The following is a 13648-nucleotide window of genomic DNA, read 5'->3' as shown; positions in this document are numbered from 1 at the left end:
TTGTAGCCGGTTGGCCCGGCCACCGCATTAGAGTGCCCTTGTTTGGCTGAGGCCGACGCCTCGCGCTATTGCTTTCGATTTACCCGTTCGCCGAATGCCCCACCGTGTACCCCTGGCCCTGTGGGCCTGCCTATCCACTACGGCCGCCTTGGCCCAAACCGCGCCACCCGCCTCCCCCGCCAGCACCGCCCCGGCTCCGCGCGGCACCGGCCGCCTCGCGGGCGTGGTGGTGGATGCGGCCACCAAGAAGCCCGTCGAATTTGCCACCGTGGCCCTGCTGCCCGCCACCGGCGACAAGCCGCTGACCGGCACCGCCGCCGACGAGCAGGGCCGCTTCCGCCTCACCGACCTGCCGGCGGGCGCCTACCGGCTCATGCTGAGCTTCGTGGGCTACGCCCCGCGCATCCTGCCCGTAACAGTGACCAACGAGGCCCAGGACCTGGGCACGCTGGAACTGACGGCGGCCAGCAAGCAACTGGGCGAGGTGACGGTGACCGGCGAGCGGGAAATCGTGGAGAACAAGCCCGATCGGCTGGTGTACAACGCCGAGCGCGACGTGACCAACACCGGCGGCACCGCGGCCGACGTACTGCGCAAAACCCCGCTGCTGAACGTGGACGCCGACGGCAACGTGCAGCTGCGCGGCTCCGCCAACCCGCGTATCCTGATCAACAACAAGCCTTCGGCCCTGCTCTCGGGCAACCTAGCCGACGCGCTCAAGCAGATTCCGGCCGACCAGATCAAGGCCGTGGAGGTGCTGACGGCGCCCTCAGCCAAGTACGACGGCGAGGGTTCGGGCGGGGTTATCAACATCGTGCTGAAGAAGAACAGCCTGCAGGGCGTGAACGGCAATGTGGGCGCCAGCGGCGGCAACCGGGGCCAGAGCCTGAATGGGGCCATCAACGCCCGGCGCGGCCAGTTGGGCACCAACGCCAGCCTGAGCCTAAACCGCAACCGCTACCCCTACCGCAACCGCACCGAGCGCACCGACTTTTTGCCCGACGGGCAAATCGGCCGCCTTAGCCAGCGCATGGAGGCCGTCAGCCGGGGCCGCAGCGGCTGGGGCGAAGCCGGCCTGACCTTCGACCCCTCGCCCGAGCACGGCTTCCAGCTCAGCTTCACCGGTAACGCCTACTCGGGCCGGCAGCCGCAGCACTTCTATAACCAGTACACGGGCGGCGGGCCCGACCGTGACACGCTTTACAGCCGCGAAAACCGGCAGAACTACCTCTACCAGAACTTCGACCTGAGCGGGGGATATACCCGCACCTTCAAGGCACACGAAGGCCGCGAGTGGAGCGTGCTGGTCCAACGCTCGCGCAACCACGGCAACCAGGACTACGACCTGGACCAGTACGCTGCGGCCGACCTGTTTATGGGTCCGCTGGAATACCGTGAGCGGAGCCGCAACAACTCCCTGAACCGCGAAACCACCCTGCAAACCGACTACGTGCACCCGTTCAAGGAAGGCGTGTCGGTGGAAACCGGGGCCAAGGTCATCCGCCGCCTCGTGGGCAGCGACTACAGCATCGACACCCTGCTGGTGAGCCGGCAGTCGGACTTTGCCCGCAGCCCGCGTCGCTCCAACGCGTTTGATTATCAGCAGGACGTGGCGGCGGCCTACGGCACCTACAACTTCGGGCTGGGCAAGAAGTACACCTTCAGCCTGGGCACGCGCCTGGAATACACCAACATCCGCGGCGAGTTTCAGGTGGAAAACGGGCGCTTTGCCAACGACTACACCAACCTGCTGCCCAGCCTGAGCGCCACCCGCACCCTCAAGCAGCCCGGTCAGACGCTGCGCCTGAGCTACTCCCGGCGCATTCAGCGGCCGGGCATCTGGTACCTGAACCCCTTCATCCAGCAGACCGACCCGCGCAACATCAGCTACGGCAACCCCGAGCTGGCCCCGGAAGTCACCGATAACTACGAGCTGACCTACAGCACCTTCGGCAAGGCCGGCTCCGTCAACGCCTCGGCCTACACCCGCCTCACCGGCAACGCCATCGAGGAAATCAATTTTTACAACACCGAGCTGGCGCGGGCCGAAAGCACCTACCGCAACATCGCCCGCAACAGCGGCTACGGCCTGAGCGTGAATACCAACCTCAAGCCCCTGCCCAAGTGGCAGGTGGGCGTGAACCTCGACGGCACGTACTCTCAGCTGCGCAGCGCGGCCCTGAACCGCACCACCAGCCGCCTGCAGTTCAACGGCAACCTGAACTCCTCCTGGCGCTTCGGCAAGGGCTACACGGTGCAGGGCTACGGCGGCTTCTGGACGGGCGGCGTGGGCCTGCAGACGCGCTACGGCGGCGGCGGCTACTACTCCCTGGGCCTGAAGCGCAGCCTGCTCAAGGAGAAGCTGGACCTGACGCTCAACGCCTCGAACTTCCTGCAGACCTACCGCGTGTTCCGCTCCAGCACCGTCACGCCGCAGTTCGAAACCCGCAGCGCCTACTACAACGCCCAACGCTCGGTGCGCCTTTCGCTGAGCTACCGCTTCGGCAAGGTGGATAGCGGCGCCCCGCAGCGCCAGCGCCGCAGCATCAGCAACGACGACCAGAAAGGCGGCGGCAGCAAGGGCGGAGGAAACTGAGGAGTTAGGAGTTAGGAGTTAGGAGTTAGGAGTTAGGAGTTAGGAGTTAGGGCATACTTGGTTGAGTGCCTGGGGTATCAGGGCGGCCGGCATTTCTGCGGAAGTGCCGGCCGTTTTTTTGATGGGCCAGGGCGGTGGGGTCGTGGGCGGCGACCAACAGCCCGAAGCCGCGCCGATACCCTCGGCGCGGCGGGGGAGCCGTTCGCACAGCAGAACGCTTGGCTCGCCGAAACTCCCGGCGGGCAGGGGGCCGGCCGCTGCACCTTTGTCATGTCGAACGGGCACAACGGCCCGCACGCTCCTCCCGAAACTCTTCTCTGTCAAGATCATGAAAGCTTCCCTCCTCGCCCGCCTCGCTTCGTTCTTCCTGGTTGTTGCCCTGCTGCTGCCTTCGCTGGAGGCTGCTGCGGCCCGGCCGGCCAACTTCGGCCGCCGCGGCAAGACGGGGATGCACCGCCCGGTATACAAGAAGTACCAGCCCGGCTGCCGCTGGATCTTCCAGAAATAATTTCCGCGCCGCCGCAGCTACCCGCTGCGCTTACTACCACACCTGCTTGAAAAGCCCACCGGTCTGACACACCGCCGGTGGGCTTTTTTCATTGGTGAAATGGTGAGTGGTGAAATAGTGAGGTTGATGTTTGGAAGGCACGGAACTGCACAGCTTGCGCAGCCAGAACGGCACTCACCATTTCACCACCTCACCATTTCACCACCTCACTGGTTCCAGATAACCCAGGCAGCTTCGGCTTGCAGGCAGAGCATTTCGAAGCCGTTCTGGGTGTGGGTGCCTAGTTCCCGGCCCCGGCGCAGAAACTCGGTTTCACGCGGGTTGTATACCAGGTCGAAGAGGTAGTGCTGGGGGGTGAGCAGCGCGTACGGGATGTCGGGGTAGCTCTCCACCTGCGGATAGGTGCCCAGCGGCGTGGTGTTGATGATAAGCGTGTGCTCGGCCAGCAGGCGGGGCGTGAGGTCGGCGTAGGTGAGGCCGCGGCTGAGCGGGTCGCGCGAGACCAGCCAGTAGCGGATGTCCAGCTCGCGCAGGGCTACTTCCACGGCCTTGGCCGCGCCGCCGGTACCGAGCACCAGCGCTCCGGCCGCCGCCCCGCGCAACGGGTAGAAGCGCCGCAGCGAGTCGCGGAAGCCGGCGTAGTCGGTGTTGTGGCCAATCAGCCGCCCCTCGGGCCCGAACTGCACGGTGTTGACGGCGCCCACGCGGCCGGCCGAGGGCGCCAGCTCGTCGAGGTAGGGGATGATCTGCTCCTTGTAGGGAATGGTCACGTTCAGGCCCCGCAGCTGCGGGTGGGCGGCCAGCAGAGCAGGCAGCTGCTGGATGTCGGCCAGCTCGAAGGCGTCGTAAGTACAATCGTCCAGCCCGAGGTGCTCGAACTTGCGCTGGAAGTAGGTGGGCGAAAATGAATGCGTCAGTGTCCGCCCGATCAGGCCAAATTCCCGGTTCATGCGCCCTTGCTGGTTGGTTTCGGAGCCGAACAAACAAAAAAATCCGCCCCGGCCAAAGCGGCTCGGGGCGGACTGCAACTTTCTATTGTCCAAATACCAGTTAGCGCGTGGCGGGAGTGAAGCGCGCCTTGATGAACTCGAACACCACCGGCAGCACCGACACGCCGATAATCAGCAGGGTGAATAGCCCGAAGTGCTGCTGAATCCACTGCAGCTGCCCCAGGAAGTAACCGGCGCCGGTCAGCAGCGACACCCACAGCACCGCACCGACTAGGTTGTAGGCCAGAAAGCGGCTGTAGCTCATGGTGCCCACGCCGGCAATAAAGGGCGCGAAGGTGCGGATAATGGGGATAAAGCGGGCAATGATGATGGTTTTGGCGCCGTGCTTCTCGTAGAATTGCTGGGTGCGCAACAGGTGTTCCCGCTTCAGGAAACGGTAGTCGCGCCGGAACACCCGCGGCCCGATATAGTCGCCGATGTGGTAGTTGAGCGCGTCGCCGAGCACGGCGGCCACGATGAGCAGCAGGATGAGCAGGCCCACGTTCAGCGGGCTGTTGGGCAGGGCAGCCAGCGAACCGGCGGCAAACAGCAGCGAGTCGCCGGGCAGGAAGGGCAGCACCACCACGCCGGTTTCCACGAAGATGATCAGAAACAGGATGGCGTACGTCCAGACGCCGTAATCCTGCACCAGATCCAGCAAGTGCTTATCGAGGTGAAGAATAAAATCGATGAGGTGCTTGATGATTTCCATGCGGGCGCAAAAGATTGATCCGCAAAGCTACGGCCTCGGCGGCAAAGCGCACCCAGCCAGCCGGCCCGGACTAAAAAAAGCCCAGGGCCGAAGCTCCTTTCCGCCTGAGCGGGCTCCGGCCCGCGCATTGGCCGGGGCGGCCCGGGCTTAGAGTACGCTGACGGGCACCTTGTGCTCGTCGATGGCCACGAAGGTGAAGGTGCCCGACACGGCGTGCAGGCGCACGTCGGAGTACATTTCCTCGATGTGAATGTCCACCGTCACGTCTAGGCTCTTGGTGCCGATGCGCGCAATGCGGCCCACCAGCTCCACAATGGTACCGGCCGGAATGGGCATGCGGAAGTTGATACGGTCGGAGGAAACGGTGACCATGCGCTTGCGGCTGAAGCGAGTGGCGGCAATGAAGGCCACTTCGTCCATGAGCTGCATGGCCGTGCCGCCGAAAAGCGTGTCGTAGTGGTTGGTGGTGTTCGGAAACACGGCCTTGAACAGGCGGGTTTCGGCGGCGGCAATGCGCGGGGCGAGGTCCGGAGTCATGCGAAAAAGGAGGATGAAGCCGCAACGGCCGCGCTCCTCCCTTGCCCTACTCCGCCCCGGACCCATACGGACGCGCCCGCCCCGGCCCGGGCAGCGTGGCCCCGGCAGCGGCAGTGCGGCATCAATTGGCCCGACGGCAGCTTCAGGTCGCGGAAGCGCGCGTCACGTCGTAGGTAGGCAAGTCTCCTGGCTCGTAACGGGGCGGCCGGCCTTCTCGCTTCGGGGCACGAAGCAATGGCCTGCGGGGGCTGCCCGGGGTAGTGTTACTTACAGTTGCGCGTCAGCCCGTGAATCACACACGGTTCCTTTTTCAGCCGAACTCGGGAGCCCGGCACCTTTCTACGGCAATTGCGGATGGCAAAGAACGGGGTGCAAGGTAGCACCGCCTGCCGAAACAGAACGTCATCCTGAGCAACGCAAAGGACCTTCCTCACACCCTGCACTGCCGCAACCGACAATGAGCAGACGCTTTTTCGGCAACGGAAACTAACCAAGAAGCGCAGCCACCTTGCCCAAAAGTAGGGCGTTGGTGGCTGCGCTTTTCGGTTGGTGCGAGGCTTGAGGAAGGTCCTTCGCGTTGCTCAGGATGACGGGCTTGTTTGGGCGCTCTTACCGGCTGCCGGCGGCCGTGCCGCTGCTGGCCGCCACGCGCCAGATGGTGTTGGCCGCGTCGTCGGTGACGAGCAGGGCGCCGTCGGGGGCGACGAAAGTGCCGACGGGGCGGCCGTAAGCTTTTTCGCCGCCGGCCAGGAAGCCGGTCAGGAAGTCTTCGGGCGGGCCGCTGGGCTTGCCGCCGCTGAAGGGTACGAATACCACCTTGTAGCCCGAGTAGGCCGAGCGGTTCCAGGAGCCGTGCTGGCCGATAAAGGCGCCGCCCTGGTACTTGGCAGGAAAGGCTTTGGCGTCGTAGAACGCCAGGCCGAGCGAGGCGGTGTGCGGGCCCAGCGGCACGTCGGGCACGATGGTTTTCTGCACCAGCTCGGGCCGCTCGCCCTGGCGGCGCGGGTCTTCGTGCGGGCCAAAGTAGGCGTAGGGCCAGCCGTAGAAGCCGCCCTCCCGCACGCTGGTCAGGTAGTCGGGCACGAGGTCGTCGCCCAGCTCGTCGCGCTCGTTGACGGCCGTCCAGAGCTGCTTGGTCGCGGGGTTCCAGGCCATGCCCACGGGGTTGCGCAGGCCGCTGGCGTACACCTGCTCGCCCGAGCCGTCGGCATTGATGCGCAGAATGTTGGCCCGGCGGATTTCGTTGGCCGGGCCGTGCTCCTGCACGTTGGAGCCCGAGCCGACGGACACGTAAATCTGCTTGCCATCGGGCCCGGCCAGCAGGTTGCGGGTCCAGTGGTTGTTGTAGCCGCCCTTGGGCAGGGTCATGATTTTCTGGCCCTGACCGCCGAGCCTGGTCTGCCCGGCCTGGTAGGGGAAGCGCAGCACGCCGTCGGTGTTGGCCACGTAGAAATAGTCGCCGATCAGCAGCATGCCGAAGGGCTGGTTGAGGCCGTTGGCGGCCGTCAGGAAGGTTTCGCGCACCTCGGGCTGGCCGTCCTTGTTGGCGTCGCGCAGCAGGGTGATGCGGTTGGCGCTGCTCTCGCGCAGGGCGCGCGACTTGTCGAGGTTCAGCTCGGCGGCAATTTTCTTCTTGACGCCCATCGGGATGGTGCTGGCTTCGGCCACCAGCACGTCGCCGTTGGGCAGCACGTACAGCCAGCGCGGGCCCTCGAAGCCGTCGGCATACTTGGTGACGGTGAAGCCGGCCGGGGCTACGGGCGTCTTGCCGGCCGGCCAGTCGATGATGTCGACGCGCTTGGTGACGGACTTGGTGGCGTTGGGCGGGGGCAGCTCCACGCGGCTGCCGGTGGCGGCGGCCGTATCGGCCGTGGCGGGCGGCGGCGGAGCAGGCGTGGATGTTTCGGCAGTTTTAGCGTTCTGATTGCACGCGGCCAGCAGCAACAGGGCAGCGGGCAGCAGCAGCGGCAGTTTTTTCATGGATGGCAGCTAATGGATGTACCTGCCTTCTTACTGCCGGACGGCGGTAGGGTTGCCCGGCTTACTTTCCGAGCAAGCGGCGCAGGCTTTCCAGCAACACAAACCGTTGCTCCTTTCCACCCTCGCAGCAGGAATACAAGTACACCGGCAGGTAATTATCATCCCAGAAGGCCACCTGATGCCGGTAATGGCCTACGTGCACGCCGTAAACCTGCCCGCAGTCGTCCAACGACACGCTCACCATCGGGTATTCGCCCGCCGCCGGTACCGGGTGGGAGTATTCCAGCTTGAAGTAGATGTAGTCCTGCCGGTTGTGGCGGTAGGCCGGGCAACAATACCGTAGCGTATCGGCCCGCAGCTGATCCAGCACCCTGGGCAGGCTGGTTGCAGAGCCGACCGGCGCTGATTCCGGCGTCATCGGCCCGGGGCAGTTCAGGTTGTGCCCCATGCTCATCTCCACGCTCACTTCGTAAGGCCGCCCAAGCTCCCGCGTCACTTCTTCGACGCCCATTCCGGCCCGCACCCGCTGCACGCCGGCCGTCGTCACCCCGGGCGCTACGTCCCGCCGCAACCCCAGCCGCTCGACCTCGCGCACCGCCAGGTAAGCGTTAACGCCGACGAACAGTACCAGCAGGCCCACCGCGGCCGCAAAAACCAGCAGCACGTGTAGGAGCACCCGACCCAAAAAGCGGACTATCATCAGTGGAGACATAGCGCGAAAGTACCGGCAACGGCGCTGGTAGCTACTTCACCTTCAACAGGAAGCGGGCCGGCACCTCGAAGCGCTTTTTCCAGCTGGCCTCGCTGTGCGCCGCGCCCTCGTACTTGCGCGTCAGCCAGTCCCGGCCGGTGTAGCCCTTGGCTTGCAGCAGGCTGTCGATGCGGCGCTGGTGCTGCTCGTAGCGCGCATCGAGGGTGGCAGTGCCGAAGTCAAAATACAGGCGCGGGCGCGGGTTCTTGGCGGGCAGGTGCTCGTCCAGGTAGCGCAGGCAGGCGTTGGTGAAGTCCGGGGTGTTGTCCTGTAGGCTCAGCGGCCAGTGCGTGGAGAGGCAGGCCGCCCCGCCGAACACTTTGGGGTACTCCACGGCGGCGTAGAGCGAAATCAGCCCGCCCATGCTGCTGCCGCCGATAAAGGTGCTTTGCCGCCGCTTATCGGTCTGGTAGTGCCCGTTGACGTAGGGCTTCAGCTCCTGCACCAGGAAGCGCAGGTACTCGTCGGACTGCGGCGCGTCCGGCAGCAGGCCTTCCTGCGCCAGCTGCGTCTTGCGGGCGGCGCTCAGCAGCTGATAGGGCTTGGCCGGGCAATACTCGTGGAAGCGCCGGTCGGTATTCCACACGCCCACCACGATGACGTCGGGGCGCACCGCGCCGCGCTGCTGCAGCCGGGCCAGCGTGCTGTCGACTTCCCAGGCCACGCCGCCGTAGCTGCTGGCCGGGTGGAAGAGGTTCTGCCCGTCGTGCAGGTAGAGCACGGCGTAGCGGCGGCCGGGCCGGGGGTAGTCGGCGGGCAGCCACACGTCCACGTGCCGGGGCTTGACGAACTTCGACGGAAAATCGGCCAGGTGCTCCACCCGGCCCGGGTCGCGCGGGTCGTCGGCGCGGAAGGCGGCCAGGCTCAGGGCCGCGGCCAGCAGCAGCGGAGCCCGGCGCAGGCGGAAAGGCAGGCGAAAAAGCATGGAAATGCGGAAGAAAAGCCAGGGTTTGGCCAGCGAAACAAGGGGCAGCCGGCGCAACCACGGGCCGACTCCGCCTCCCGATGCTTACTGACGCGGCGCCAGCAGGGAGTAAATGGCCGAGTCGAGAAACTGCCCGCGGCAGTAGTAGTTCTCGCGGAAATACGCCTCCCGCACGAAGCCCAGCTGCTCCAGCAGCCGAATAGAAGCGGCGTTGTGCGGGTTCACGTTGCCCTCGATGCTGTGCAGCTTCAGCTGCTCGAAGCCGTAACGGCACACGGCGGCGGCGGCTTCGGCCATCAGGCCCGCTCCCCAGGCCGCCGGGCTGAGCATGTAGCCGATTTCGCCGCGGTGGTGCTCGGGTATCAGGCGCCACAGGCCGCAGGTACCGATCAGCTGCGCCTCGTCCTCCGCCCGCGCCACCGCCCAGTTGACACCGGTGTTGCTGGCCAGGTTTTCGTCGATGCGGCCGATCAGCGCCTCGATGTCGGCCAGCGAGTTTTCGGGCTCCCGGTCCAGGTAGGTTAGCACCTGGGCATCGGTGCGGAGGGCAAACAGCGCCGGGGCGTCAGCCGGGGTGATGCGGCGCAACACGAGGCGTGGGGTGCGCAGCTCGGCGAGGGGCAGCAGCTGTAAATCGAGCATAAGGGGCAGAAAAATGAGCCGGCAAAATACGCGATTCTAGGCCTTGGCTTCCAGCATCTCCACCCCGCCGCGCAAATCCATCAGGAAGCAGCGCACGTGCAGCGGGTACTGCGGATGCGCCTGGCTCCAGGCCCGGATCTTATCGGCCAGCTGCTGGGCGTACTGGTTGTGCAGCGTGTGCTCGGCGTCGTGGTCGTGCGCCGAGTCGGTGAAAGTGCCCTGCTCACCCAGAAACACCCGGTAGGCCCCGCAGTTGCGGTGCTCCAGGATGTACACGTCGCGCACGTCGTGCAGCTGGCAGGCCACTTCCAGGTGCTCGAAAAAGGCCTGGCCCCAATGCCCGTTGTGCGCGGCCCCCAGCGCGGCCCCGGCCAGGATAAACTGGTCGTAGCGGTTGGTCAGGTTGTCGTGCTCCATGAAGTGCACGATGTCGTCGAGCAGGCGCAAATCCATGCAGCTCAACAGCAGCACATTGCCACGAGCGGGCGGGTACGTGGGATAGTGGCGGTGTGGCATGAGGGGGTAAGTCGTGAAAAGTTCAGCGCGAGTATACACAACCGACCGGCTACCAGCGGTTGATTTCCTGCACCTTGCTTTCCGACAGCTGCCCGCCGTTTTTCAAGCCCAGCAGGTAGTAGTACTTGGCTTTCTGCCGGTTGGGCTCCAGCACGGTGCCGCCCCAGCCGCGCAGCCCTTGCTCGTACAGCTCCGCCAGCTCCAGAGCGGCCGAGCCGTGGCTTTTGCGGGCGGCGGCTTCCAGGTAGTCCACCGCTTTCTTCTGCTCCGCCAGCGCGGCGCTGCTGCGGTAAATCAGCGCCATCTGGTACAGGGCCTCCACCTGCCCCTGCTGCGCCAGCCGGGCGTAGTGCTGCAGCGCCTCGCCGACGGGCACGTAGCCCTTGAGGGCGGACACCAGCACTTCCCGCTCGTCGTAGTTGGCCGCCGCCTGGGCCGCGTCGTGGGCCACGTCCACCACTTCGTTTTGCCACTGCACCACGTTTGCGGGCGGCGCGGCGGTGGGCGGCGGCACCTTGGGCACCGCCGTTTTGGGTAGGGCTGCTTTCTTACCGGCGTTGGGGCCGGTTAGCCGCACGTCCTGCCGCAGTCCATTGGCCTTGATGATGGTCGTATCCGGGCCGTGGGCCGCCGCCGGGCGCGCGGGCGCAGTCACGCCATCGGCGGAGTAGCTCAGGTGGTTCTGGCTGCCCTCGATGATGAGCACGCTCTGGTCGTTGGCCGGCGGCGCCGGCGTCGAGTTACGCTGGCTGGATTCCAGCAGGTTGTCGCGGCCCTTGAATATCACCTTGCCGCCTCCACCCCCGCCGCCGCTCGATATGACGACGTTGTTGGCGTTGTCGGCGGCGGCCTGGGGAGCAGCCGGCCCTGAGCTGGCGCAGCCCGTCAGCACACTCAGGACCAGCAGCAGACCGCCGGAGCCGAAAATGGCCGACGATGAGGGAGCAGGTGACATGAATGGCTTCATAGTGAGGGCTTCAGATCCGGATAAAAACAAACGCTGCCGTCGTTCCCGCAGGAACAACGGCAGCGTGATTAACGAGCATACCGCGCCGAAAGTCTACCCGCGCGGCATGGAGGTGCCCGGCTTGTTGCCCGGCTTTTCCACGGGCTTGAACATCGGGTCCACCGCGTCCATGTCGAGGAAGTGCGAGAACGTGTCGCCGCGCAAACCGAGGCGAATGGTTTCCAGCGAAATGACCTCGTTCGGGGCGATGTTGCCCAGGTTCACGTTGGCCCCCAGCATCTTGATAAACCACACCTGCTGGGCTTTCTGCGGGGCTTCCCAGAGGATTTTCTCGAAGGGAATCTGGGTCAGGATTTCTTCTACCAGGCCCGAGCGCACCTCGCCCGTCGAGCGGAACAAACCCACGTTGCCGGCCTCGCGGGCCTCGCCGATAACCTTGATGGCGCCGGCTTCCAGCTCGGTGCGCATCTGGGCAATCCACTTGTAGGGCGGGATGATCTTCTCCGCGTCCTTCGAGCCCACTTCCGACAGCACCTTCACCTGCCCCGACAGCTGACGAATAAAATCCAGCTTCCGGTCGTGGTCCAGCTCGATGGAGCCGTCCGACACCTCGGCGTACTCCATGCCGAACTGGTCGAGCAGGCGGCGGTAGTCATCGAACTGGTTGCGGATGATGAAGGCTTCGAACAAGGTGCCGCCGAAGTACACCGGAATGCCGGCCTCCTTGTAGGCGTCGAGCTTGCGCTGCAGGTTGCTGGTCACGTACGAAGTGGCCCAGCCCAGCTTCACGATGTCGGTGTAGTCGGCCCCGACTTCCAGAAAGTCTTCGACTTCGCGCACGCTCAGGCCCTTGTCCATGACCATGGTAAAGCCTTGTTCGCGCGGTTTCTGGGTGCGTTCGGGGATTTGCGAGAGGGTGTAGTTCATCTGGTTTGGAGGGGTCAAATGGCTCAATGGCCCAATGGCTGACCGGCCTGGCAATGGCAAAAAAAGAATGGCCGTTTGGCGCCGTAGCCCAAACAGCCATTCCTGGTATCAGCCCTTTAACAAGTCAGCCATTCAGCCATTTACTTCCGGTATTGCTCGATCAAGCGGGTGAGGGCGCGCTGCTGCTCCAGCTCCGGAAAGAACTCGAAGAGCAGGCGGTGCTTGTCGAAGTCCAAAAGTAAGGCATTTTCGAGTACGTCGTAGGCCTGGCGGTAGCGGCCGGCGGCCAGCTGGTAGGCGCAGAGGCGGTAAAGCAGCTCCGCGTCTTCGGGCAGCAGCTCGGTAGCCGTCTTCATCAGGTCGATGGCCGCGTCGTAGTTGCCCTGCTCGTAGAGGATGGCGCTCCAGTTGATCCAGCCCTCGGGCATGTCGGGCTGCACTTCGGTGGCCTTCTCGTAGGCTTCCAGCGCCGACACGATGTTGCCCACCTGGTACTCGGCCCCGGCCAGGGCCACCCAGTACTCCCCGCTCTCGGCGTAGAGGCCCACGGCCTTGCGGTAGTAGTGCAGGGCCTGAAACCAGTGCTCCTGCGCGTCCAGAATCACGCCGATGCCAAACCAGGCCTCGTCCATTTCGGGGTCGAGGTCCAGGGCTTTCTGGTAGTGCCGCCGCGAAAGGTCCCACTGGCGCAGCTTCTCGTAGCATTCCCCGATGTTGCAGAAGGCCTCCGCCGTCGGTTCGCCTTCGGGGTAGCTCAGCTGAAACTCCTCGATGGCGCGCGAATACTCCTCCATGCTCACGAAGCAGCTGGCCAGGTAGGCGTGCGCCTCGTAGAACTTCGGGTCGATGACGATGGCGTAGTCGAAGGCCTGGGCGGCGTTGCCGTACTGCAAGGCCTTGTAGTAGGCCTGCCCGAGGTTGTACCAGGCAATGGTCGAGTACGGGTCTTCGTCGGTGAAGCGGCGGAAGAACTCCAGATTGCTGTCCAACCGCCCCGACACTTCCAGGCAGTAGAGCAGCTCCTGCACCGCCGCGTCGTTGTCGGGGTTGAGCTTAAGGCTCTGCTTGTAGTTGCGGGCCGCGCTCTTAAACTTCTGCCACTGCTGGTAAGCCAGGCCGAGATTGAAGTAGATGTCGTCGCGGTCGGGGGCGCGCTCGGCGCCCTGCTGAAAGTAGGCCACGGCCGCCGGGTAGTCGCCCTGCTGCGTCGAGACGATGCCGCGGGTCACGGCCACGTCGGCGTTGTCCGGGTCGCGCTCGGCTACTTCGTCGATTTGCTTGAGCGCCTCGGGATATTCCCCGCGCATGGCCAGCACCTGCGCCCGGTCGATCAGCAGCTCGGTGCTGAAGGGGTATTGGGCCACGGCCGCCTCGCAGGCCTGCAGGGCCTTATCAAATTGCGCGGATTGGGTATAGTGGTCGATAATGCTTTCAAAATCGGCCAGATCAAAAAACGCCGGTTCGCCATCGGCCAGCATGCGCTCAAAGCGGCGCACGGTGGCCAACACCTCATCCCGTTCCTCAGACTGTTCGTTCATTCTCATTAATCAGCAACGGTCGCAGCGGCCGGGGTCGGCCTCCGCGTCTTTTCTCTGTAC

At 64.9% G+C, this 13648-nt stretch carries 13 protein-coding genes and 1 riboswitch; of the genes, 2 read left to right on the top strand and 11 right to left on the bottom strand.

All coding sequences use genetic code 11. The annotated features are described in order from the left end of the window. The first annotated feature begins 94 nt into the window (after nucleotides 1-94). On the top strand, nucleotides 95-2596 hold the full coding sequence (locus tag FDY95_RS16920) for a TonB-dependent receptor domain-containing protein (RefSeq protein WP_138079629.1): 2502 nt from the start codon (nucleotides 95-97) through the stop codon (nucleotides 2594-2596). 328 nt (nucleotides 2597-2924) lie between these two features. Further along, the gene (locus FDY95_RS16915; RefSeq protein WP_138079627.1) at nucleotides 2925-3104 is read left to right on the top strand and encodes a hypothetical protein; all 180 of its coding nucleotides are present in this window, start codon (nucleotides 2925-2927) and stop codon (nucleotides 3102-3104) included. Between the two features lie 206 nt (nucleotides 3105-3310). Here FDY95_RS16915 and FDY95_RS16910 read toward each other — a convergent pair whose 3' ends face one another. The 11 genes from FDY95_RS16910 to FDY95_RS16860 all read right to left on the bottom strand — a co-directional run bounded on the left by FDY95_RS16910 (nucleotide 3311) and on the right by FDY95_RS16860 (nucleotide 13588). Further along, nucleotides 3311-4054: a shikimate dehydrogenase family protein gene (locus FDY95_RS16910; protein ID WP_138079625.1), complete on the bottom strand. Its 744-nt coding sequence runs from the start codon at nucleotides 4052-4054 to the stop codon at nucleotides 3311-3313. 100 nt (nucleotides 4055-4154) lie between these two features. After that, on the bottom strand, nucleotides 4155-4805 hold the full coding sequence (locus FDY95_RS16905) for a DedA family protein (protein WP_138079623.1): 651 nt from the start codon (nucleotides 4803-4805) through the stop codon (nucleotides 4155-4157). Nucleotides 4806-4952: 147 nt separating this feature from the next. Further along, on the bottom strand, nucleotides 4953-5342 hold the full coding sequence (locus FDY95_RS16900) for an acyl-CoA thioesterase (protein WP_138079621.1): 390 nt from the start codon (nucleotides 5340-5342) through the stop codon (nucleotides 4953-4955). Between the two features lie 159 nt (nucleotides 5343-5501). Continuing rightward, a riboswitch (cobalamin riboswitch) is annotated at nucleotides 5502-5696 on the bottom strand. Nucleotides 5697-5951: 255 nt separating this feature from the next. Beyond that, nucleotides 5952-7322, bottom strand: coding sequence for a PQQ-dependent sugar dehydrogenase (locus FDY95_RS16895; RefSeq protein ID WP_138079619.1), 1371 nt, complete (start codon nucleotides 7320-7322; stop codon nucleotides 5952-5954). A 61-nt stretch (nucleotides 7323-7383) separates the two neighbouring features. Then, nucleotides 7384-8022 carry a hypothetical protein gene (locus FDY95_RS16890; protein WP_138079617.1) on the bottom strand — a complete coding sequence of 213 codons (639 nt, stop codon included), beginning with the start codon at nucleotides 8020-8022 and terminating at the stop codon, nucleotides 7384-7386. Nucleotides 8023-8065: 43 nt separating this feature from the next. Further along, nucleotides 8066-8998: an alpha/beta hydrolase gene (locus FDY95_RS16885; RefSeq protein ID WP_138079615.1), complete on the bottom strand. Its 933-nt coding sequence runs from the start codon at nucleotides 8996-8998 to the stop codon at nucleotides 8066-8068. Nucleotides 8999-9082: 84 nt separating this feature from the next. Further along, nucleotides 9083-9640 (bottom strand): GNAT family N-acetyltransferase, encoded by a 558-nt coding sequence (locus FDY95_RS16880; RefSeq protein WP_138079613.1) that lies wholly within the window; start codon nucleotides 9638-9640, stop codon nucleotides 9083-9085. Nucleotides 9641-9676: 36 nt separating this feature from the next. Continuing rightward, nucleotides 9677-10156 carry a hypothetical protein gene (locus FDY95_RS16875; protein WP_138079611.1) on the bottom strand — a complete coding sequence of 160 codons (480 nt, stop codon included), beginning with the start codon at nucleotides 10154-10156 and terminating at the stop codon, nucleotides 9677-9679. 49 nt (nucleotides 10157-10205) lie between these two features. Continuing rightward, a complete protein-coding gene (locus tag FDY95_RS16870; protein WP_138079609.1) occupies nucleotides 10206-11111 on the bottom strand; it encodes an SEL1-like repeat protein in 906 nt (301 codons plus the stop codon). 105 nt (nucleotides 11112-11216) lie between these two features. Further along, nucleotides 11217-12050 carry a phosphosulfolactate synthase gene (locus tag FDY95_RS16865; protein WP_138079607.1) on the bottom strand — a complete coding sequence of 278 codons (834 nt, stop codon included), beginning with the start codon at nucleotides 12048-12050 and terminating at the stop codon, nucleotides 11217-11219. Between the two features lie 140 nt (nucleotides 12051-12190). Next, nucleotides 12191-13588, bottom strand: coding sequence for a tetratricopeptide repeat protein (locus FDY95_RS16860; protein ID WP_138079605.1), 1398 nt, complete (start codon nucleotides 13586-13588; stop codon nucleotides 12191-12193). Nucleotides 13589-13648 lie beyond the last annotated feature (60 nt).

It is taken from the genome of Hymenobacter jeollabukensis, assembly GCF_005771675.1.
In the GTDB taxonomy this organism is placed as follows: Bacteria; Bacteroidota; Bacteroidia; order Cytophagales; family Hymenobacteraceae; genus Solirubrum; species Solirubrum jeollabukense.
Note: the sequence above shows the minus strand (reverse complement) of the source record. Positions and strands in the feature narration are given on the sequence as shown.

Coding starts and splice junctions, on each gene's coding strand:
- FDY95_RS16900 (WP_138079621.1), bottom strand. CDS start 5,342: ATGACTCCGGACCTCGCCCCGCGCATTGCCGCCGCCGAAACCCGCCTG.
- FDY95_RS16885 (WP_138079615.1), bottom strand. CDS start 8,998: ATGCTTTTTCGCCTGCCTTTCCGCCTGCGCCGGGCTCCGCTGCTGCTG.
- FDY95_RS16915 (WP_138079627.1), top strand. CDS start 2,925: ATGAAAGCTTCCCTCCTCGCCCGCCTCGCTTCGTTCTTCCTGGTTGTT.
- FDY95_RS16875 (WP_138079611.1), bottom strand. CDS start 10,156: ATGCCACACCGCCACTATCCCACGTACCCGCCCGCTCGTGGCAATGTG.
- FDY95_RS16860 (WP_138079605.1), bottom strand. CDS start 13,588: ATGAACGAACAGTCTGAGGAACGGGATGAGGTGTTGGCCACCGTGCGC.
- FDY95_RS16880 (WP_138079613.1), bottom strand. CDS start 9,640: ATGCTCGATTTACAGCTGCTGCCCCTCGCCGAGCTGCGCACCCCACGC.
- FDY95_RS16905 (WP_138079623.1), bottom strand. CDS start 4,805: ATGGAAATCATCAAGCACCTCATCGATTTTATTCTTCACCTCGATAAG.
- FDY95_RS16865 (WP_138079607.1), bottom strand. CDS start 12,050: ATGAACTACACCCTCTCGCAAATCCCCGAACGCACCCAGAAACCGCGC.
- FDY95_RS16890 (WP_138079617.1), bottom strand. CDS start 8,022: ATGATAGTCCGCTTTTTGGGTCGGGTGCTCCTACACGTGCTGCTGGTT.
- FDY95_RS16870 (WP_138079609.1), bottom strand. CDS start 11,111: ATGTCACCTGCTCCCTCATCGTCGGCCATTTTCGGCTCCGGCGGTCTG.
- FDY95_RS16920 (WP_138079629.1), top strand. CDS start 95: ATGCCCCACCGTGTACCCCTGGCCCTGTGGGCCTGCCTATCCACTACG.
- FDY95_RS16895 (WP_138079619.1), bottom strand. CDS start 7,322: ATGAAAAAACTGCCGCTGCTGCTGCCCGCTGCCCTGTTGCTGCTGGCC.
- FDY95_RS16910 (WP_138079625.1), bottom strand. CDS start 4,054: ATGAACCGGGAATTTGGCCTGATCGGGCGGACACTGACGCATTCATTT.